The organism is Legionella sheltonii (assembly GCF_026191355.1).
GTDB lineage: Bacteria > Pseudomonadota > Gammaproteobacteria > Legionellales > Legionellaceae > Legionella > Legionella sheltonii.
In genome coordinates this window covers 74384-96146 of the sequence record NZ_JAPHOQ010000012.1, presented here as the reverse complement: position 1 = coordinate 96146, position 21763 = coordinate 74384, and the positions used below count along the sequence as shown (strand labels likewise).

The following is a 21763-nucleotide window of genomic DNA, read 5'->3' as shown; positions in this document are numbered from 1 at the left end:
ATGTGGTTTAACAATGCACTAATTTATCAATATGAATTGGACGAAGCGTGTGATTTAGCAGCGTCCTTGGCTGAAAACATTCTAAAACCTTGCCCCCCTCACGCTCGCTTTGTATACGGATGGCTTCCGGCTTTTGCAGATGAGATGGTTCAAGAAGTTGCTGGAAGTTCACTGATTTGCATGGGCAAAGAAGAGCGATTGCTCCCACGTGGCGTGATCAATAAAATGTTGGCGGAGAAAGTGCAAATGCTCGAAACGCAACAAGGTCGTCCAGTAAAACGCGCTGAAAAAGCACAAATGGCTGAAGACATCGAGTTTGAATTATTGCCTAAATCGTTTTGCATTCAGAAAAAAATGTTTGCCATCCTTGACAGTGTCAGCAAAAGAATCATAGTTAATGCTTCCAGTAATAACCAGGCTGCACAACTTACCTCTCTTTTACGTAAATCAGTAGCCGGTATCTCGATTGAACCAATTACCCACACAGAGAATCTTGCAGTGCGTTTTGCGGAATGGATTCACTCCCCTGGCACTCTTCCTAGCGATTTTCAATTAGCGTCTGACTGCATACTCTTTTCTCTAGATGATGAGAAAAAAAGGGTACATTGCAAGGGTTATGAGCTACCAGCAGAAGAAGTCTTAACATTATTATCGCAAGGTATGGGAACTGCTGAAATTTCGTTAATTTGGAAAGAACGAATTCAATTGACTCTAACTCATGACTTTAGCTTTAAAAAGCTCAAGTGCCTTGATTTTCTTCTCGATGATTTTAATGAAGTGAAACAACTTGATGAAGACTATCAACAACGCGATGCAGCGCTTGCTTTATTATCCGGTGAGCTACGTGAACTGACTCATGATCTTTTAGCCGCACTTGCAGTAAAAGAAAAAGAACCTGAATTAGACGTGATCGCATAGGAATGTCTATAAGGGAGCATTTGATAAAGCTCCCTTTTGAAGCAACTCTTATTAAGATACTTTAAGCTTGAGTTATTTCAGTAGCAATAAATAAAAAAATCTCAAACCTTAAACGCATTGTAAAAAAAGCCCGGATAACGCAATTATCCGAGCTATAAAGCCTCCAAGCCTCTGATTATGAGATTAAACAATTCTGTCCATTTTAGTTGTGTGATAAGTTGCATTGTAAACAGTAAGCGCTTCGTCCGCAGCCTTTTTGAAGCCTAAAGCCATATTCGCATGATACATAACTACTAAAGCTTGTTTTACGCTCGGGGCTTGAGGATAATTTTTAACGACATAGCTTGCTCTGTTTATTGCTGCGACATACATCTTACGTTTAAAATAAAATGTTGCAACATTTAACTCATGCTGTGCAAACATATTTCGTAAATAAATCATGCGCTGCAAAGCATTTGCTTTATATTTACTGTCAGGGAATTTTTGAATCAAAATTCCGAAATCCGAATAAGCTTGGGTTTGTGTTCCAGGATCTCTCCATGACTCATCCAGCGGCAGGAATTTTGCAAAAACCCCACGAGTTTGTTGAAAATTAGCCATTCCACGCATGTAATAAGCGTAATCTACATTTTTGGCACGTGGGTAAAGATGAATAAATCGCTCTGCAGTAGCTGCAGCTGAAGGATAATCTTCATTTTTATAATAAGCATAAATCAGTTCCATTTGTGAGTGCTCTGTATAATCACTAAATGGATACATTGTTTCGATTGCTTCAAGATGTTTTATTGCTGTCGCATATTCTTTTTTACGTAAGTCCTTCTGGGCCTCCGTATAAAGTTGATCTGCTGTCATCCCTTTATATGGATTATTATCTTCATCATCTTTTCCCCACCATGTCTTGCATGCAGATAAAGATACAATAAGACCTATTAGGAACAACATTTGAATTCGTTTCATAAACTACACCTAACCTATTTATAAATATATATCTGTTGCATCCACAACAGTCACAAAATTTTGGAACATTATACCTAGGACTATATAATTTGCGAACATTCTTACACTTTTTTTGAAGCGTAATCACACTAAATTCGACCTTATAAAAAAAGAGCTCAATAATCGCTAAGAATTTTAAAAAAATATTTGCAAATCCAAAGTCGTTAGGATAGTATTCTCGCCTGGAGAGATGGCAGAGCGGTCGAATGCGGCGGTCTTGAAAACCGTTGAAGGGCAACCTTCCCAGGGTTCGAATCCCTGTCTCTCCGCCAAGTACAACACCTTAATTTATCATTTCTCTAAATATCTTAAATTTCCCTGCTAACAGTCTATTAAAAAAACATTTTTCAACATGAGTTGACCATTTAAAAATCCATCGGCCTCTATTTACATGGCGATTCATTTCAAAAAATACAATTGATGAGTGGATTAATTAATTTGAGATCCAGAATACTTGGATGCAGTCTTAATACCCGTCGTACAACATCGTCTAAACTAGACTAAATCTCTTGCTATTGAAATTATTTAGGCCGTCGGTATAGTAGCACTATCTAACGTTAATGGAGATCTGCATGCTAAGGAATACAATGAAAGGTTTTGGCAGTATTACAAAGCTGCTGCATTGGTTAATCTTTATTCTTATTACTGCTCAATTTTATTTAGTTTGGTCTCTTAGTGACAACTCACCACTTATGCCCCGCTATATGATGCTTCATAAATCAATAGGAGTAACTATTTTAATACTCGGAATCTTATTTATTATTTGGCATATTCTAAATATCAAACCCCTACCGCCAGAAAATCAACCTCGTTGGCAATATATAACTTCTAAAATAGTTCACCATTGTCTTTTTATTCTGATAATACTTATACCCATCGTAGGCTACCTGTTAACGTGCTCTGATGGTAAACCCATCAACTTTTTTGGTTGGTTCACTATACCCTGCCTTATTGCCGCGAATGAGCAACTGGGTAATGTGATGTTCTCAACCCATCAAATACTTGCCTTTATAATTCTGGCTCTTGTCGGGCTTCATTTTCTTGCGGCCCTTTACCATCATTTCATTCACAAAGATGAGGTATTAAAGCGCATGCTTCCTTTTGCATCGAAGAATAAATTATAGAAATTCTTAAATCAGAATTTGACTGAGTAAAAATATCTTACTCAGTCAAAAAGCACCTAATTCAGTTACATAAATTGTGGATTAAAAGCGGGGGCAGATGGGCTATATCCCGGAAATTCGGGTATCCCCGCATCATAGGAAGAAGAAGTTTGCTGGACTGGTTGATATACAGTTGGAACAAAATTCACAATAGGAAAACGACAATCAAAATGTAGCCCACCAATGTCCAGTTCACTCAGCTCCCCTTTGCGTAATTTTCTTAATTGAGTCAGCAACTGCTGCGTTTCATTATCACGACTGAAAAAAGAAGGTATAGCCTTTTCCTTACCGACTAAAATTTCCATTTCGGCACGTAGTGCAATCATAGCGCATTTTACGGCAATGGGATCCAGGTGCTTTTTATCGCGTAAAAATTCTTCCTCTGAAGCCGTTAATCTAAATCTATCGGGATCCTTGGGATCCATAGCCTCTTTGTTAGCTGATTTATTGACAGAATCATAGAGAAGACTCATTGCAAAACATCCAAGACCCGCTCCCATGATGCTAAGAAGTACTGTAGCCATAATGACTACACCAACTGGATTAAAACCCGTAACTACCGCGAGCGCAATCAATGGTAAAGCGCCAACACTAAGGGTTAAGAACGCTGAACCAGCACCAAATCCTATAGAAGTAGCGAACATTAATGCGCCCTTCAGCCATCCTTCACCATACCAAAAGCGATCGATGCTGTCTGCAAATTCATAAAACATATAAGTCAAGGCAATAAAAGCTAAACCAGCAGCAATTGCAGCTAAAGCGATCACAAGCAAAACGAAGATCAATTTAGTAAAATCATCATTTGATTTTGAATCATGGCCATGATGATTTGAAGAGCCAAAACAAGAACTCCCTCCGTGATGATGATGCGAATCATGTATTAGGGATCTAATAAGTAAATAATTTAAAAGTGCAGAGTCGTTAGAATTGTAATTGTTATAGGTGGTAATTTTATATTCAATCTTCGGATTATACGGAGGCATTGGCGGATTAAAAAAACGTAGCTCGTGATGAGAAATTCCTAAAGGCAGGGCACGAAAGATTGTACTAAATGCATGGTATGCTTTAACTTTTTCAGAATTCTCTAGAAGATGTAACGGGCTTGTACTTAGGTCTGATTCAATAGCAAATTGTACCGCATAATACATCTCGGCGTACATTGTATTGATATCTAAGCCTCGCTCCTTACAACTCTGATAATGATTTAGTAAATGACCATATAATATCTTTAATTTTTGGTCAGTAAACTTCCTACTTAAATCAGGCATAGCATTCACTCCTATTAATTGGGTTTATAGGCAAACGCTCTATCCTGATCCTAAGACATTAATTTTAAAATAAAAAATCAAATAACCATGAAGCTCAAGCTAACACGTTTGTCTATAAACCTAGTGTCTTACAATTTGTGCTCGATTAATTAAACTTTTTACATACAAGTCATAATCCATCATGCCGTAGCTTGCTTCAATTTGTTGAACCAGGCTATCTTGTTGCTCCCTGTCTAAGGTACTTAATTTGCCATCATGAATCTGTTTCAATCGTACTACGACATAATCACCATTTGGCATAACAAGACCATTACGACTTTCTGGTCGTAATAAATTAAATGCCATATCATTTATATCTGTATCAACCTTATCATTATCACGAGTAGACTTAACTACCGACTTCCATGATAGCTTGTTGCTACGAATCAGTTCTTGTTGTTTCTTATCCTCGACTGGGTTTAATAAACTAACCCCCATTTCCTTTGCCTTTGATTCAGCAATTTTTTTAGTTAAAATTTTGCTGATTTGATCCTGAACCGCTTCTAAAGGTTGTTCCTTTTCAGCCCAATGCTGGTCAACCCTTATTACTACGACTGAATCATTATCAATTTGTATTGGCTCACTGTTGTTTCCTAAATCAAGCACATCATGACTAAATGCGGTGTTAATTACTTGTTTGTTTTTGGCAATACTATCTACACCACCAGTTCTTGAGAAAGGTTGTGTTTTTTCAATTTTCAGATTCAATGCTTCAGCTACCGGTTGGAGTGAATCGGGGGACTGGTAACTTAAATCCGATAATTGCTCCAAAGCCTGGGTATATTTAGTTTGAGCAGCTTCAGCAATGAGCTGCTCTTTAATAGATGATTCTACTTCAGAAAAAGCTTTTGTTGAAACCGGTTTATAAGCAATGAGTTTAAAAATCTCATATCCGTGTTTTGTTTTTTCAGGAGGAGAAATCTGTCCTGGCTTAGTTAAATTAGATAAAATTTGATTGTAATTATTTTGTCCACTCGCTGTAATCCAGGGAAGAATGCCTTTGTCAGCAATGGAAAGTTTATCATCTGACATGGTTGTTACGAGATGCTCAAATTGTTCTGGATTTTTTTGTAATAACTGATAAGCATCATTTGCTCTTTTCTGAATTTTTTCAGAATCAGATTGACTTGCATCATCAGGAACAGCAAATAAAATATGAGCTACTTGCCAGCTTGCAGGGATCAAATAACTGCTTTGATTTTCTTCATAATAACGTTTTGCATCGTCATCAGACAGTTTAATTTTATCCTTAATATCATGCATAGATAGAGTTACATAATCCAAACTCACTTTTTCAGGAGTCATGAATTCTTTTTTATGTTTGTTATAATAATTCTCAACCTCTTCTGAAGATACGTGAGCGTCCTTCTCATAACTAGAAGCCGGAATTGTTAAATAGTCATAGTCTCTGCTTTGCATATACAAGCTCACAAAGCGATCAATTTCATCAGGTAACGCAAAAGAACTTCCCATAAAAGCAAATCGTTGCTGATTTAATAACATACCTTGTTTTACTTCATTCTGAAAACTTGATTGCGTGAACAAAGCAGCGTTTAGTGCTTGTTGATATTTTTGAGCTGAAAAATGGCCGTCTTCTTGGAATTGAGGAATACTCAAAATTGCTGCATTGGCTTGATTTAAGCTAACATCGAAGCCATTTTTACGTGCAGCTTGCACCAATACTTCATTTGTAATCATTTGATCGAGCACTTGATTTTGCAATTTTTTCTCATCAGCAGCAGTCATTTGCTCAACATCCTGCATGGAACGGGCGGGTCTATAATTATTTTCAAATGATTGAAGTGTTAAAGGCTGACCATTGACGGTTACCTTAGAATTGGTCGTTTGACGTGATTGCAGATAATAATCCACACCAAAAAGTGTAAACGTAATACCGATTAAGATAACTACTAGCCAAGCTACAACACCCTGTATACGTTCATTTAACTTTTGTAACATGTCCCGAGATCCATAATTATTTAATTAAAGCTTTATTCAATTTAGCGCGAACCGATTATAGCCCAGGCTGAAAAAAATCAACATAAAAACAAAAAACTCACCTATTCAATAAAAATTTTCTTTCTGGAATTACTAGAAAATTGATTGCATTGAATAGATTACCTTAAAATTTCACCCGCCTCTCTAAGATAAAAAGCAGATATTAGGAAAAAATAAGAGTTCTAAAGCAAATATTTCTTTCCAGATAAAAAAAACGCGCCTTTCGGCGCGTTAATCTGGCGGAGTGGACGGGGCTCGAACCCGCGACCCCCGGCGTGACAGGCCGGTATTCTGACCAACTGAACTACCACTCCATTTCTTGGTGGGTGCTGTAGGGATCGAACCTACGACCCTCGCCTTGTAAGGGCGATGCTCTCCCAGCTGAGCTAAGCACCCTGAAAACTTATGCTTCTTGCACCGCTTCTTTCAGGTTTTTACCCGCTTTAAACTTGGCTACTCGTGACGCTTTAATCTGAATAACTTTGCCAGTTTGTGGATTTCTACCTGTACGTGCTGAACGATTGCCTGTTGAAAAAGATCCGAAACCAGGTATTACCACTTGATCGCCGCTTCTCAAAGCATCAGTAATAGTACTAGTAAAAGTCTCGAGAACTCTGCTGGCGTCAGCTTTTGTTAAACCCGAACCACTTGCTATAGCATCAACTAATTCGCTCTTATTCATTGCTTCCCCTATACAGTTAATCTTCCATACTTCAAGCTAATTTAATTAAACTCATCAAATTAACCGGTCAAGTAGTTACTTCCTTGCAGTGCCCGCTAGTGGCGGGCTACGAAACGAAATATACCTCTAATTAATGGGTATGTAAATCATTATTTTTAATTTTTTTTGATCTTTTACCCACTAAAGCCTCAGATTGTACATTTGTTGGCTGATTTATCCATGGACTGCGTTGTAAAGCCAGTTCTAGAACCTGTTCTATGGTCTTAACTGGATGTATTGTGAGCTTACGCAAAACATTATCTGGTATCTCTTCCAGGTCTTTTACATTTTCATCAGGAATAATGACATGCTTAATTCCGCCTCGATGAGCTGCCAATAATTTCTCTTTAAGACCACCAATTGGCAATACCTGCCCTCGCAACGTTATTTCCCCTGTCATTGCAACATCTGCTTTAACAGGAATATGAGTCACTACAGAAACCAAAACAGTACACATTCCAATACCAGCACTTGGACCATCCTTGGGAGTAGCTCCCTCAGGAACGTGGACATGGAAGTCATTCTTATCATAAAAATCATCGGGCAAGCCAAAATTTTTAGCTCGACTTCGTACAACAGTCATCGCAGCATGGATAGACTCCTGCATGACCTCACCCAATTGACCTGTATGCGTGACCTTACCTTTACCCGGCATCATCGATGCTTCTATTGTTAACAGCTCTCCGCCCACACTTGTCCAAGCTAAACCTGTAACCTGCCCCACTTGATCAAACTCTTCTGCTAAGCCATATCGATACTTTTTCACACCCAAATATTTTTCGATATTACTTGTAGTAACCGTCATTTTTTTAACTTTTTTATTCGAGAGGATTTCTTTTACGACTTTCCTACAAATACTCGCAATATCTCGTTCCAAATTACGTACGCCTGCCTCACGAGTATAGTGGCGGATAACTTCTCGAATTGCCCCTTCACTAATATGAATTTCTTGATTACTTAAACCATTCAGGACGACTTGCTTTGGAACCAGATATTTATCAGCAATGCTGACTTTCTCATCTTCTGTATAACCCGCGAGTCGAATCACTTCCATTCTATCTAATAACGGAGCAGGAATTTCCAAAGAATTTGCTGTCGCAATGAACATAACATCACTCAAATCATAATCTACTTCAAGATAATGATCGTTGAACGTATGGTTTTGCTCTGGATCAAGTACTTCAAGCAATGCTGCAGCAGGATCTCCACGGAAATCCATAGCCATTTTATCGACTTCATCCAGCATAATGAGAGGATTTTTTACTCCAGCCTTACATAATTTCTGAATAATTTTTCCTGGCATGGATCCAATATAGGTTCTTCTGTGACCGCGAATTTCAGCTTCATCCCTGACGCCACCCAAAGCAATACGAATAAATGTACGACCTGTAGCATTTGCAATGGATTGTCCTAATGAGGTTTTACCCACGCCTGGAGGTCCAACTAGGCAAAGTATTGGGCCTTTTAAGCGTTTAACTCTTTGTTGAACGGCCAGATATTCAATGATGCGTTCTTTAACCCGCTCTAGGCCATAATGTTCTTTATCTAATAATTTCTCTGCTTTGAGTAAATCAAATTGAATTTTAGTTCTCTTCTTCCAGGGCACTGCCAGCATCCAATCAAGATAGTTGCGTATGACAGTAGCCTCAGCAGACATAGGCGACATCATTTTCAATTTATGAAGTTCAGCGAGTGATTTTTCTTTTGCTTCTTTAGGCATTCCGGCTTTGTTAATTGAATTTTCCAATTGTTCAATTTCATTACCTTCTTCGCCTAACTCACCCAGCTCTTTTTGGATCGCCTTCATTTGTTCGTTGAGATAATACTCGCGCTGGCTTTTCTCCATTTGTCGTTTAACTCGCCCTCTTACACGCTTTTCAACATGTAACAAGTCAATTTCGTTTTCTATCGCAGACATTAAACGCTCAAGACGAGTACCTACATCTAAAGTTTCCAGTAATTCCTGTTTATCATCTACCTTCAGTGTTAAGTGAGCAGCTATCGTATCAGCTAATCGTCCTGGTTCTTCTATTCCCGCGAGCGGTGATAAAACCTCTGGTGGAATTTTTTTATTGAGTTTAATATATTGCTCAAACTGCGACATTAAAGAGCGCATTAAAATACTGACATCTGGTTCTTGAACAGCTGCATTGGCATCTTCCAATAACTCCAGATCAGCCTCTAGATAGCCTTTAGCCTGATTGTATTCTTTTGCTTTGGCACGTTTTTCCCCTTCGACTAAAACTTTTACGGTGCCATCTGGTAATTTTAATAACTGCAAAACACTGGATAACGTACCAACTTGGAAAATATCTTCTTCAGTCGGATCGTCATTCGACGATTTTTTCTGTGCTACTAAAAAGATTTGTTTACTATCAACCATAGCCGCTTCCAGGGCTTTAATTGATTTTCCTCTTCCAACAAACAGAGGAATAACCATATGAGGGTAGACCACTACGTCTCTTAATGGTAATACAGGTATATTTGACAGTTTTTCTGCCTCATTCGAAGTCTCTATAATTTCAGTGGACATAATGAACCCTTATTCAAACGAAAAACTTTATTTAAAATTTACGCGACTACTAGTTATAATTTAAAAGGAAGGGAGAGTTATTGCAAGAAAACAAAGCGTTATAATTAAGAAAGTTGTCTAAAGTTATCTAAAGTTATCTAAAGAACATCTCTCCCACACTAGGTGCAGGAGAGGAGTAGAAAAACTACTCTTGACCACCTGCTGCACTCTTCATCCCTTCTTGCTCATAAATAAGAATTGGTTTTGATGAGCTATTTACAGCACTCTCATCGACTACAACCTTAATTACTCCTTCAAGAGAAGGTAATTCATACATGGTGTCTAATAGAATATTTTCAAGTATAGCACGTAAACCTCGTGCACCCATTTTACGTTCCAGAGCTTTTTTGGAAATAGCAATCAGTGCTTCTTCTCTAAATTCAAGCTCTACTCCTTCCATTTTAAATAGAGACTGGAATTGTTTCGTCAAAGCGTTTTTAGGATTAGTTAAAATATCAATAAGAGCTGATTCATCCAGTTCTTGCAACGTAGCAACAACAGGCAATCGACCAACAAACTCAGGTATTAAGCCATATTTAATCAAATCATCTGACTCTAACTGGTTCAATACTTTAGATATTTCATCACTGTTTTCTTTTTTATTTTTTAATTGAGCAGAAAATCCAATACCTGACTTATCACTTCGCTCTCTGATTACCTTTTCCAATCCAGCAAAAGCACCACCACAAATAAATAAAATATTTGAAGTATCAACTTGTAAAAATTCTTGTTGTGGATGTTTGCGTCCGCCTTGGGGTGGAACAGAAGCAATGGTCCCTTCAATGAGTTTTAAAAGTGCCTGTTGCACTCCCTCACCAGAAACATCGCGTGTAATCGAAGGATTATCAGACTTACGTGATATCTTATCAATTTCATCGATATACACGATACCATGCTGTGCTTTATCCACGTCATAATCACATTTTTGTAAAAGCTTCTGGATAATATTTTCAACGTCTTCACCGACATAACCCGCTTCAGTCAATGTAGTTGCATCTGCCATAGCAAATGGAACATTGAGAATTCGAGCTAATGTTTGGGCTAAAAGTGTTTTTCCGCTTCCAGTTGGACCTATAAGTAAGATATTGCTTTTACCAAGTTCCACTCCGTCTTCACTTTTATGTTGTAATCGCTTGTAGTGATTGTAAACAGCTACGGACAAGACTTTTTTTGCATGCGATTGTCCTATGACATACTCATCCAAAAAGTTTGAAATTTCTTTGGGTGATGGTAAACGTACTTCAGCTTCTTCATGAGCTTCGTGTGTTTCTTCACGAATAATATCATTACAGAGCTCTACACATTCATCACAGACAAATACAGAAGGGCCAGCAATCAATTTTTTTACTTCATGTTGGCTCTTTCCACAAAAAGAACAATACAGAACTTTATCGCCACTTCCGTTACCGGATTTACTCATAACCAAACCCCTTCTTACAACGATTATCGGAAAAAAGATAATATATGTAAAATATTAGTCAATCAGAAAAAGATATGCCACTGTTTTTCATGTAACTACTTTTTTAAAAACAAAAAAGAAATACGAAAAAAAGTAATAATGAATCAATATAAAAGAACCCTAATCGCATTCCTAGCCTGGGTGCAGCGAAGCGGAACCCGGTAAATCTGAACCTAAAACCCAGGTTCCGCTTCACTGCACCCGGGTTATGATACATTATAGTTCAGTTCTTTGAATTTAAAGTTATAGTTACTCTGTTTTATTCACTGACTCTCGATCATAAAGCACTCTATCAACTAAGCCGTACTCAACAGCTTGTGTGGCACTCATAAAATTATCACGTTCGGTATCACGCATAATCTGATCAGGTGTCTTTTTAGTATGATTTGCCATAATAGTATTTAAACGTTCTCTTACGGCTAAGGTCTCGCGAGCATGAATTTCAATATCAGTAGCTTGGCCTCGATAACCACCTAAGGGTTGATGAATCATCACTCGTGAGTTTGGCAAACAGAATCTCTTACCTTCAGCTCCTGCACAAAGTAACAAGGCAGCAGCACTTGCTGCTTGCCCTATACACAAAGTACTTACATCAGGTTTAATAAACTGGATGGTATCGTAAATTGCTAAGCCAGCGGTTACTACACCTCCAGGAGAATTAATATAAAGAGAAATATCTTTTTCAGGGTTCTCAGACTCAAGAAACAACAATTGAGCAACTACCAAATTAGCCATATGGTCTTCAACTTCACCTAAAAGAAAGATAATACGTTCTTTTAATAATCTTGAATAAATATCATACGAACGCTCACCACGTGAGGTTTGTTCAATAACCATTGGGACTAATCCACTGGCATTGCGAATTATGTTATCTGAATATCCCGTCATACAATTACTCTCCTTTTTTCTCAGTTGCTTCAGTTGCAGGCTTAGGATTCATAATTGAATCATAATCTTTGTTCTTATATTTAATTTTTGCATCTTCAGCAATTTTATCTGCAACCATCTCTTCCATAACAATCGCTTCAATTTCAGCCATATGCTCTTTGCTGCTTTGATACCAAGAACGCAACTCATCAGGATTCTCATAAGCACTGGCGAATCGTTCAATTACCGCGTTCACTTTATCTTTATCTGCAACAATTTGGTGTTTTTTAACATATTCAGAAAAGAGCAAACCAAGATGAACACGACGTTTTGCTTGTTCTTCAAACAGCTCCCGAGGAAAATCAGGTATCTTTTCATTCTCATGGTGTTCATGTCCAAATAGACGATGATACATATCATGTTTCAAATTTTCGATTTCTTTGTCAATTAAAGCTAATGGCAATTCAATAACATTAACTTCCATTAATTTATCAAACAACTTTTCTCTGTTCATCATGCTGACACGACGCTCTAACTCTCGAGCCATATTCTCTTTAATGTCTTTTTTCAATGCGTCAATGCCGCCTTCCTTTATGTTAAATTTTTCAGCAAAGGCTTCGTTGAGTTCAGGCAATTTTCCTTCCATCACATTGTGAAGTGTAATTTTGAAAACAGCTTCTTTTCCTGCTAATTCTTTATGTCCATAATCTTCAGGGAAGGTTACTTTAATATCAAAAGATTTATCCTTCTTATTACCAATAATTCCTTCCTCAAAGCCAGGGATCATTGATCCAGAACCTATTACTAACTCATGTCCTTTAGCGCTACCGCCTTCAAACAGTTTATCATCAAGATATCCTTCAAAATCGATAACGACTTTGTCGCCTTTTTTGACAGCGCGGGATACGTCATGCCATTCTTTATTTTGCTCACGAAGTTTATCCAGCATGTCTTCTACGTCTTTATCTGTAACTTCTGAACGAGCCAGCTCAACTGCCGCTTGATTTAATTCTATAATTTCAAATACAGGCATTACTTCAAATATTGCAGAATATTTAAAGTCTTTTCCTTTCTCTAGTTGCTCAGGTTCAACAGAGGGATAGCCCGCAGGAACTAATTCATTTTTTTGTAATGCTTCAAACAAAGTAGATTGCACCATATCTCGAGCTACTTCTTCACGAACACTTTGTGAATAGCGACTTACAACAACTTGGAAGGGTACTTTACCAGGACGAAAACCATCAATCTTAACTTTGCGAGCAAGATTCTTGAGACGTAAGCTCACTTCTTCCTCAACTTTCTCTGAAGGTACAGAAACTGTTACCTTACGTTCCAAACCTTTTAGGGTCTCAACAGAAACTTGCATTAATATCACCTCTTGGAATTTATAATGATAAATGGTGCGAAAGGAGAGACTCGAACTCTCACGGGTCGCCCCGCTGGAACCTAAATCCAGTGCGTCTACCAATTCCGCCACTTTCGCAAATCAGGTTGGATTATCAATCAGTAATTCGGTCTTGTAAAGACTCAGATAAAATCTTTAGCGATAAACCTTTTGTTTCTCTCAAATGGGGTGAACGATGGGACTCGAACCCACGACAACCGGGATCACAACCCGGGGCTCTACCAACTGAGCTACGCTCACCATAAATTTTATACCAGAAATTCTTATGAACAAGATCTGGGCTGGCACGCCCGGCAGGATTCGAACCTGCTACCCTCGGCTTAGAAGGCCGATGCTCTATCCAGATGAGCTACGGGCGCATCTTGGTCGGGGTAGAGGGATTCGAACCCCCGACATCCTGCTCCCAAAGCAGGCGCGCTACCAGACTGCGCTATACCCCGTAAAACCCGTCCCAAGGACAGAGCGCAGATAATACTAGGTGCTTTCATCAAGGTCAATATCTTAAATCATTTAATTTTAATTAATTTTAATTTATTGCTGTAGATATTTATTTACCTTGAACAAATCGTTGTTTTTTCAACCACATAGCCGATTAACCATCCAATCACTAAACTCAACTACTCGAATCTTCATTACTTTTCAGCTAGCATTGGAGATACTTATTATTTCACTTTGAATCTATGAAATTTAAACTACTTCCTATCTTTGACAACATGAATTACCTTCATAAAAATCATGAGCATGTTGTGTTGCCTGATATTCGATTTCAAAATGATTTTAATTACGCTTTAAACTTTTTGAAAAGCTATACGGGCAGTCAAGGTACATTCAATAGTTACCGCAGGGAAACTGAACGATTATTGCAATGGTCCTGGTTAATAAAAAGCAAAACCCTCAATGAATTAAAACGTGATGACATAGAAGACTACATTCATTTTTGCCAGAATCCTCCTAAATCATGGATTAGTTTAAAGAAAGTACCGCGATTTATTGAAAAAGACGGAACACGTATCCCCAATGAAGAATGGAGACCTTTTGTAGTTACGTTAAGTAAGTCAGCAATAAAAAATGGACATAAACCCCAAATTGATCAATTCAATTTGTCTCAAGGAGCCATCCAAGAAATATTTGCCATTTTAAGTACATTATTTAATTTCTTAATTGCTGAAGAATATCTGGTTTCTAATCCAGTCGCCCTGATTCGCCAAAAAAGTAAGTTTATTCGTAAACGTCAACAGAATGCCCCTATCCGCAGATTGAGTTTAGTACAATGGAGTGCCGTGTTAGACGCTGCGGAATCTCTCGCGGAAGAATCTCCCCTGAAACATGAACGCACTCGTTTTATGTTGAGTTTATTATTTGGTATGTATCTACGTATCTCCGAATTGGCAGCAAGTGACCGTTGGATCCCTAGTATGAATGACTTTGCCAAGGACAGTAACGGTCATTGGTGGTTCACAACTGTTGGTAAAGGAAATAAGGAGCGGCAAATCGCAGTCAGCGAAGCGATGCTCGAAAGTTTGATGCGATGGCGAAGCTTCTTAGGATTATCTCCCCTCCCTTCCCCTGCTGATAATAGCCCTCTCATCCCCAAAATTCGTGGAAATGGCCCTATGAGTGATACGGCGCCAATACGAAGAATTATTCAACGTTGTTTTGACTTAGCCGGAGAACAACTTCGGGTGAAGGGTTACAGAGAAGAGGCAGATAATTTGGCTGCAGCAACAGTTCACTGGCTAAGGCATACTGGTATTTCTGAAGATGTAAAAATTCGTCCTCGTGAGCATGTACGGGATGATGCTGGCCACAGTTCCAGTGCAACCACAGATCGTTATATTGATATTGAAAAACAAGCTCGCTATCAATCTGCTAGGAAAAAAACTATTGAACCAGAACCCAGTTAAGCGGATTTATGGTAGAATTGAGGTAAATTCGTAGCTTTGTAGCCCGGATTATCGCAGTGTAATCCGCATACTTTGCCGTCATCCCGAGCATAGCGAAGGATCTGCGGGTTGTAGCGCAGGCTTATGATAGGAGCTCTCTCGCTCTAATCGCGATGATGAGAACTCATAATTTTTGTATAACCCACTCTATTTATGGCTAAAGATTTATCATGCTTACTCTTCGTCAAATTACTCTAAGTCGTGGCAATAAAGTTTTATTAGATAAAGTCAATGTCACTTTATATGAAAAGCAAAAAATTGGTCTTATTGGCCATAATGGCTGTGGCAAATCAACATTATTTGATTTTTTATTAAGGAAATTGCAACCTGATACCGGCGATTTTTTAATTAATCCTCAACTCAACATCAGCCATTTATCACAACAATTACCCGATAGTGATGAAAAAGCACTTGATTTTGTACTCGGTGGTGATGCGCATTATATGAAGCTGCTCCAACGTTTAAGCGATGCAGAAGCGACGGGCAATGATGCCGAAGTGTTAGCATGCCATGAGGAATTAAGTCATAGCGGAGGCTACAGTAAACCGGCTCAAGCCGCGACGATTATGTCTGGCCTGGGTTTTAGAGGGGAGCAACAACAGGCTTCAGTAAATAGTTTTTCCGGGGGTTGGCGCATGCGTTTAAGCCTCGCACGCTGCTTAATGAACCCGGCTGATTTACTTTTACTGGATGAACCGACTAACCATTTAGACATGGAAGCAATTTTTTGGCTGGAGCGCTTTTTAAAACAAAGCCCGAGCACCATCATCCTTATTTCCCATGATCGTGAATTTCTTGATGCCTTTGTTACTCATATTCTGCATATCGAGAAACAAAATCTAACTCTATATAGTGGTGATTACAGTTGTTTTGAAAAAACACATGCACAACAATTGGCATTACAACAAGCCATGTATGAAAAACAACAAACCAAAATTAATCATATGATGTCATTTGTCAATCGATTTAGAGCGAAAGCGACTAAAGCAAAACAAGCACAAGGACGTCTCAAAGCCATAGAAAGAATGGAAATTATTGCTGCAGCACAGGCTGACTCCCCCTTTTCTTTTGATTTTTTTCCATGTCCGCGAGCAGGAAATCCATTACTTCAATGCAATATGGTTGATGCCGGATATCAATCTGAAAAACCGATATTAAAACGAATCAATTTCTCACTCAATCCAGGTGACAGAATAGCTCTGTTAGGACCCAATGGAGAGGGAAAATCGACGCTAATCAAGACATTAACGGGGTCTTTAACACCTTTGAATGGTACAATCCACCGCTCTGCCCATTTAAAGATTGGTTATTACGCACAACACCAATTAGAACAGCTGGATTTTAATTTAAGTCCTGTGGAAACGATTCAAGTTCTATCACCAGAAGCACGTGAACAAACCATTCGCGATTTTTTAGGTGGATTTAACTTTACTGGTGATATGGCAGTTCAACCTATAAATCATTTTTCCGGTGGCGAAAAAGCACGTTTAGCTTTAGCAAAACTTGTTTGGCTTAAGCCCAATCTGCTTTTGCTTGATGAGCCTACAAACCATCTGGATCTAGGAATGCGCTCAGCCATTGAGCTGGCGTTGCAAAGCTATGAAGGTGCATTAATTCTTATTTCCCATGATCGTCATATGCTCAAAACCAGCGTCGACAATTTCTATCTGGTTTACCAACAAAAAGTTCAAGCTTTTGATGGAGACTTAGATGATTATTATTCCTGGTTACAAACTAAAGATTCAGTTAAAGTAAATAGCGTTACTTCAACTGCCATTGATTATAAAGAAAAGAAAACGTTACAAAACCGTCTAAAAAAACTGGAACAATTGATTGAGCAATATCAAAGTGAAATTACCAAGTTGGATACTCAACTTGGTGATGCCAGTCTTTATGAGGACAGTACCCAACAAGATAAACTAAATCAATTGCTACAAAAACGTGCCAGCTCCCACTTTTCTTTAAATCAAGCTGAAGAAGAATGGCTAGAAATTAGTACCAGCCTAGAAGATATAGTTTAAGCTAACTCACAGAAACCTGGATGCAAGATACTGTCTCTTGAGCTGATCTCTGCCGAACTTTGGGTCAACAGGTCACCTTCCAGGCATCGCTTTCCACCTTGAAAATCACTTCATCGGCGATGGCTTCCACCTCCTATGCATATTTCTCCAGGTACTCTTCATCTTTAGGTAATATTTTTATATTTGTGCCACAAATAAAAGATCGACTTTTGAATAATTTGGAAAAATACCATGCATTCTATTAGGTGTGATTGCAATGCCCCCGCTTTTAGCAGTGGTATGAGTGGTACGAGCCATGAACCAATTGTTTCATAAATTTTATTGATAACATCTCAAGCAGCACATCATGTACTAATTCAGAAGCAATAACATCCGATTGCCAATAAGAACACTACGGGAAGTTCATAGCTGAGCCATTGCCTTCGCTGCAGCAAAACTATGATTTCTTTTTTATACCAAACCTCGGAAATTCTTATAAACAGTGTAGCTTCATTCTGTTCCAAGTTTTCAATTATCTTATATCTTAGGTTTGATACAATTTATTTTCTAGCTATTTACCTGAGCGCAACAACTCTAACATCGACTTCGCAGCGACCTGTTCTGCCTTTCGTCGATTAGAACCTTGGCCAAAAGTTTTTTGTTTTGCACCATTAACCGTACAAGTGATATAGAATATTTGATTGTGCTCATCACCCTCTACCTTAGTTAAGGTATATTCTGGAAGAGCAATTTTTTCAGCTTGTAGATATTCCTGCAATTGCGTTTTTGCGTCTTTTAAACAATCGTTTAAATTAGGATCTTCGAGTCGAGAATGATATAACCTTAAAATGACCTCTTTTGCGAACTCAATGCCGCCATCAAGAAAAATTGCTGCGAAAACGGCTTCCATAGCATCGGATAGAATTGAGGCACGGCGAAAACCGCCGCTTTTAAGCTCGCCTTGACCTAAAAAAAGAAATTCGCCAAGATCAATTTCTTTAGCCAGTTCGACCAACATTTCGCCTCGAACTAAAAATGAACGTAAACGACTTAATTGTCCTTCACTCTGCATAGGAAATCGATGGAATAGTTCATTAGCAATTACAAAACTTAAAATTGAATCGCCTAGAAATTCAAAACGCTCATAGTTTTCACTACCAACACTACAGTGCGTCAAAGCTTGCTTAAGATAAGCAACTTTTTTAAATTGATAATTTAATCGTCGGCATAGCCTTTCTAAATCAACTTTCACTGCCTGTTACAACCTCTTCTGTGTGATCAAAATCAAATAATAAGCTCATATTGTATACTAAAGGCTTAATCACCTGATATTTTAATTTCACTCTGAATTTATTAGCCCCCAAGGGTTCAATAGATAATTGATTTTCCTTTAGACTTTCTACCCCATTAATATCCAGGCGTTTATCCAAAGTACTTTTCAGAACATTGACATCCGCAATAGGATCTCCTGTTAGTGTAGATGGAGGTATCGTATTTAATCCTTTGACCGATTTGAGAACAGAGTAATACTGCAAGTAAACTGGAATAATACGCATTATTACCACAGCAGCCATGACAAGCACAACCACAGTTAACAACGTCCCTATAAAAGTCATTCCATGTTGTTTTCGCATTTATTATTCCTTTTCTCTGCTCTAATTAAAAACAATATCTCGATCTAAGAACCATGCAAACTATTACTTAGGGTATCAATTTTCCTATTTTAGACCATCGAACATTATCCGTCTTGCTATTCCAACTCATCCAAACTAAAAATGCTTTGCCTCGCAAATAGGATTCGGGTACAAATCCCCAGAATCGGCTATCTGCACTGTCATCGCGATTATCGCCCATCATGAAATAACTTCCCTCGGGCACTACAATATCAAAATCTACAGCCGGAACATCAGCTCTAATGAAAATATCATGTATGGTTCCGTTCAAATCTTCTTTATATTTAGCTACCGCTTTCCCAGAACTCTCATCAATGGTGTACTCAACAAAAGTTTGTTTTGCTTCCTTTCCGTTAATGGTTAATACCTTATTATGGTAACTCACTTTATCCCCGGGAACTCCTATTACCCTTTTAATATAATCATAAGAAGGGTCTGGTGGCCAACGAAATACAGCAACCTGCCCTGTTTTAGGGTCAGAAATTGGAATAATTTTCTTTTCCCAAACTGGAAGCCTTAATCCATAAATAAACTTATTGACGGCTACAAAATCACCAACAAGCAATGTAGGTTCTAATGAACCTGAAGGAATACGAAAGGGTTCAATGATGAATGAACGTAAAATTAAGACGATGAAAAAAACAGGAAAAAAAGATCGCGAATATTCGATGATACGATTGGGCTTTTGATCCTGAGTACGCTTTTTTGCCCAAAAAAGTACATCCAATAGGTAAATCAACCCACTGATAAAAGATAGGACAACGAGTATTAAAGCAAAATTCATAAATTTATATCCTAATCAAACTTAATTTATATATTCCAATAACCATACACTAATTTTAAATCTTGGTGAAAAGTCAAATTCACCAAATGCGGCTTTTCAGTGGCCCCTGGTAAATAGTTACTATTTCTTTTTATCTGTTTGAAACACAGCCATAAACGCCTCTTGCGGTATTTCAACATGTCCCACTTGCTTCATACGTTTTTTACCGGCTTTTTGTTTTTCCAATAATTTTCGTTTTCGTGTCACATCACCACCATAACATTTTGCAGTAACGTTCTTCCGTAACGCTTTTACGGTTTGCCTGGCAATAATATGGCTGCCTAATGCCGCTTGTATCGCCACATCAAACATTTGTCTTGGAATTAAATCACGCATTTTTTCAGCAATTAATTTTCCACGACTATGTGATGAGGAACGATGGACAATCACTGAAAGTGCATCCACGCGCTCACTATTAATCAAAATATCCATTTTAACTAAATCAGCTTCCTGAAAACGCAAGAAATTATAATCCAATGAAGCATACCCACGGCTCACTGATTTTAATCGATCGAAAAAGTCAGAAACTACTTCACTCATAGGAATATCATAAGTTACAGAAACTTGGCGGCCACTGTAGGTCATATTGACCTGAACACCACGTCGCTCAATACACAAATTAATAATGGAGCCGAGATAATCTTGAGGAACAAGTATATTGGCTCTCACAATAGGCTCATACATTTCTTTAATTTGAGGAAGCGGTGGAAGATGAGATGGATTATCAATAAGCATCGTCTCACCTTTTTGCGTCACAATTTGATAAACGACTGTGGGTGCAGTAGAGATAAGATCAAGATTATATTCTCGTTCGAGACGCTCCTGTACAATTTCCATATGCAGCATGCCTAAGAAGCCACATCGGAACCCAAAACCTAATGCTTCAGAAGATTCAGGTTCATAAAATAGAGACGCATCATTAAGACTTAATTTAGCCAAAGCTTCCCGGAATGCTTCAAAATCATCAGCGCTGATAGGAAACAACCCCGCATAAACTTGTGGTTTCACACGTTGAAAACCAGGAAGTGGTTTGTCCGCAGAATTTTTTTCCAGAGTGAGTGTATCGCCTACTGGAGCTCCTTGAATTTCTTTGATTCCGGCAACGACATAACCTACTTCACCGGCATTCAGCATGTCCAGCTTAGTCCGTTTAGGAGTAAAGATACCTACTTGATCAACCTCATAAGATCGACCTGTAGACATAACTCTCATCTTGTCTCCCTTTCGTATTGATCCATTGACGATACGCACTAAAGAAACAACTCCGAGATAGCTATCAAACCATGAATCAATAATTAAAGCTTGTAAAGGGGCGTCGATATCGCCCACTGGTGGTGGAATACGAGTGACTAATGCTTCCAGCACATCTTCCACACCCAGCCCGCTTTTTGCACTAGCTCTTATCGCATCGTGTGCATCCACACCAATGATATCTTCAATTTCTGAGATAACACGCTCTGGTTCTGCTTGGGGTAAATCAATTTTATTCAGTACCGGCAAAACCGATAATGATTGATCAATGGCAGTATAACAAACAGCAACAGTTTGAGCTTCCACACCCTGGGCGGCATCTACAACAAGAATTGCCCCTTCACAAGCGGCCAAAGAACGAGATACTTCATAGCTGAAGTCCACATGTCCTGGCGTATCAATGAAGTTCAACAGATAACTATTGCCATCTTTCGCAGTGTAGTTCAAAGATACACATTGAGCTTTAATCGTAATCCCCCTTTCTCGCTCTATATCCATCGAGTCAAGAACTTGAGCACTCATTTCACGCTCTGTTAAACCACCACAAATTTGGATAAACCGATCCGCCAAGGTTGATTTACCATGATCAATATGGGCAATAATCGAAAAATTACGAATTCGCTTTAAATCACTCAACTGAAATACCCTTTTTTGCAAATAGCGCATT

Annotated in this window: 16 protein-coding genes and 7 tRNA genes; 5 read left to right on the top strand and 18 right to left on the bottom strand. The window is 38.4% G+C overall.

All coding sequences use genetic code 11. From position 1 onward, the window contains the following. On the top strand, window positions 1–918 hold the full coding sequence (locus tag OQJ26_RS14335) for a recombination-associated protein RdgC (protein ID WP_265704415.1): 918 nt from the start codon (window positions 1–3) through the stop codon (window positions 916–918). A gap of 183 nt (window positions 919–1101) precedes the next feature. On the opposite strand, the gene OQJ26_RS14330 is transcribed toward OQJ26_RS14335, so the two are convergent. Further along, window positions 1102–1875: an outer membrane protein assembly factor BamD gene (locus tag OQJ26_RS14330; protein ID WP_265704414.1), complete on the bottom strand. Its 774-nt coding sequence runs from the start codon at window positions 1873–1875 to the stop codon at window positions 1102–1104. A gap of 223 nt (window positions 1876–2098) precedes the next feature. Here OQJ26_RS14330 and OQJ26_RS14325 point away from each other — a divergent pair. Continuing rightward, window positions 2099–2186 (top strand) — tRNA-Ser (locus tag OQJ26_RS14325). Between the two features lie 300 nt (window positions 2187–2486). Further along, the gene (locus OQJ26_RS14320) at window positions 2487–3038 is read left to right on the top strand and encodes a cytochrome b (protein WP_265704413.1); all 552 of its coding nucleotides are present in this window, start codon (window positions 2487–2489) and stop codon (window positions 3036–3038) included. Window positions 3039–3103: 65 nt separating this feature from the next. Here the strand turns inward: OQJ26_RS14320 and OQJ26_RS14315 are convergent, their stop codons facing one another. From OQJ26_RS14315 to OQJ26_RS14255, 13 genes are all read right to left on the bottom strand, one after another. Further along, the gene (locus OQJ26_RS14315) at window positions 3104–4345 is read right to left on the bottom strand and encodes a hypothetical protein (protein WP_265704412.1); all 1242 of its coding nucleotides are present in this window, start codon (window positions 4343–4345) and stop codon (window positions 3104–3106) included. Between the two features lie 120 nt (window positions 4346–4465). Then, a complete protein-coding gene (locus OQJ26_RS14310) occupies window positions 4466–6343 on the bottom strand; it encodes a SurA N-terminal domain-containing protein (protein ID WP_265704411.1) in 1878 nt (625 codons plus the stop codon). A gap of 276 nt (window positions 6344–6619) precedes the next feature. Then, a tRNA-Asp gene (locus OQJ26_RS14305) sits at window positions 6620–6696 on the bottom strand. 6 nt (window positions 6697–6702) lie between these two features. After that, a tRNA-Val gene (locus OQJ26_RS14300) sits at window positions 6703–6778 on the bottom strand. 7 nt (window positions 6779–6785) lie between these two features. Then, complete coding sequence (locus tag OQJ26_RS14295) at window positions 6786–7064, bottom strand: HU family DNA-binding protein (protein ID WP_003631985.1); 279 nt, start codon at window positions 7062–7064, stop codon at window positions 6786–6788. Between the two features lie 130 nt (window positions 7065–7194). Further along, on the bottom strand, window positions 7195–9636 hold the full coding sequence (gene lon / locus OQJ26_RS14290; protein WP_265704410.1) for an endopeptidase La: 2442 nt from the start codon (window positions 9634–9636) through the stop codon (window positions 7195–7197). Window positions 9637–9820: 184 nt separating this feature from the next. Then, window positions 9821–11095: an ATP-dependent Clp protease ATP-binding subunit ClpX gene (gene clpX / locus OQJ26_RS14285; RefSeq protein WP_265704409.1), complete on the bottom strand. Its 1275-nt coding sequence runs from the start codon at window positions 11093–11095 to the stop codon at window positions 9821–9823. A 288-nt stretch (window positions 11096–11383) separates the two neighbouring features. After that, complete coding sequence (gene clpP / locus OQJ26_RS14280) at window positions 11384–12022, bottom strand: ATP-dependent Clp endopeptidase proteolytic subunit ClpP (RefSeq protein ID WP_265704408.1); 639 nt, start codon at window positions 12020–12022, stop codon at window positions 11384–11386. Between the two features lie 4 nt (window positions 12023–12026). Next, window positions 12027–13367: a trigger factor gene (gene tig / locus OQJ26_RS14275; protein WP_265704407.1), complete on the bottom strand. Its 1341-nt coding sequence runs from the start codon at window positions 13365–13367 to the stop codon at window positions 12027–12029. Between the two features lie 32 nt (window positions 13368–13399). After that, window positions 13400–13484 (bottom strand) — tRNA-Leu (locus tag OQJ26_RS14270). A gap of 86 nt (window positions 13485–13570) precedes the next feature. Next, window positions 13571–13646, bottom strand: a tRNA-His gene (locus OQJ26_RS14265). Between the two features lie 42 nt (window positions 13647–13688). Further along, a tRNA-Arg gene (locus OQJ26_RS14260) sits at window positions 13689–13765 on the bottom strand. 4 nt (window positions 13766–13769) lie between these two features. Then, window positions 13770–13846 (bottom strand) — tRNA-Pro (locus OQJ26_RS14255). A 240-nt stretch (window positions 13847–14086) separates the two neighbouring features. Between OQJ26_RS14255 and OQJ26_RS14250 the strand changes: the two genes are divergently transcribed. Continuing rightward, complete coding sequence (locus OQJ26_RS14250; RefSeq protein ID WP_265704406.1) at window positions 14087–15310, top strand: tyrosine-type recombinase/integrase; 1224 nt, start codon at window positions 14087–14089, stop codon at window positions 15308–15310. Window positions 15311–15519: 209 nt separating this feature from the next. Next, window positions 15520–17370, top strand: a complete 1851-nt coding sequence (locus tag OQJ26_RS14245) for an ABC-F family ATP-binding cassette domain-containing protein (RefSeq protein ID WP_265704405.1) — start codon at window positions 15520–15522, stop codon at window positions 17368–17370. Between the two features lie 550 nt (window positions 17371–17920). Here the strand turns inward: OQJ26_RS14245 and rnc are convergent. The 4 genes from rnc to lepA form a co-directional block, all read right to left on the bottom strand. Further along, window positions 17921–18601, bottom strand: a complete 681-nt coding sequence (gene rnc, locus OQJ26_RS14240) for a ribonuclease III (RefSeq protein ID WP_265704404.1) — start codon at window positions 18599–18601, stop codon at window positions 17921–17923. Then, window positions 18591–18983: a DUF4845 domain-containing protein gene (locus tag OQJ26_RS14235; protein ID WP_265704403.1), complete on the bottom strand. Its 393-nt coding sequence runs from the start codon at window positions 18981–18983 to the stop codon at window positions 18591–18593. Before OQJ26_RS14235 ends, rnc begins: the two co-directional genes overlap by 11 nt. Before the next feature lie 67 nt (window positions 18984–19050). Further along, on the bottom strand, window positions 19051–19806 hold the full coding sequence (lepB, locus tag OQJ26_RS14230; protein WP_265704402.1) for a signal peptidase I: 756 nt from the start codon (window positions 19804–19806) through the stop codon (window positions 19051–19053). Window positions 19807–19926: 120 nt separating this feature from the next. Beyond that, window positions 19927–21762, bottom strand: a complete 1836-nt coding sequence (gene lepA / locus OQJ26_RS14225; RefSeq protein ID WP_265704401.1) for a translation elongation factor 4 — start codon at window positions 21760–21762, stop codon at window positions 19927–19929. Between the last annotated feature and the right edge of the window lies 1 nt (window position 21763).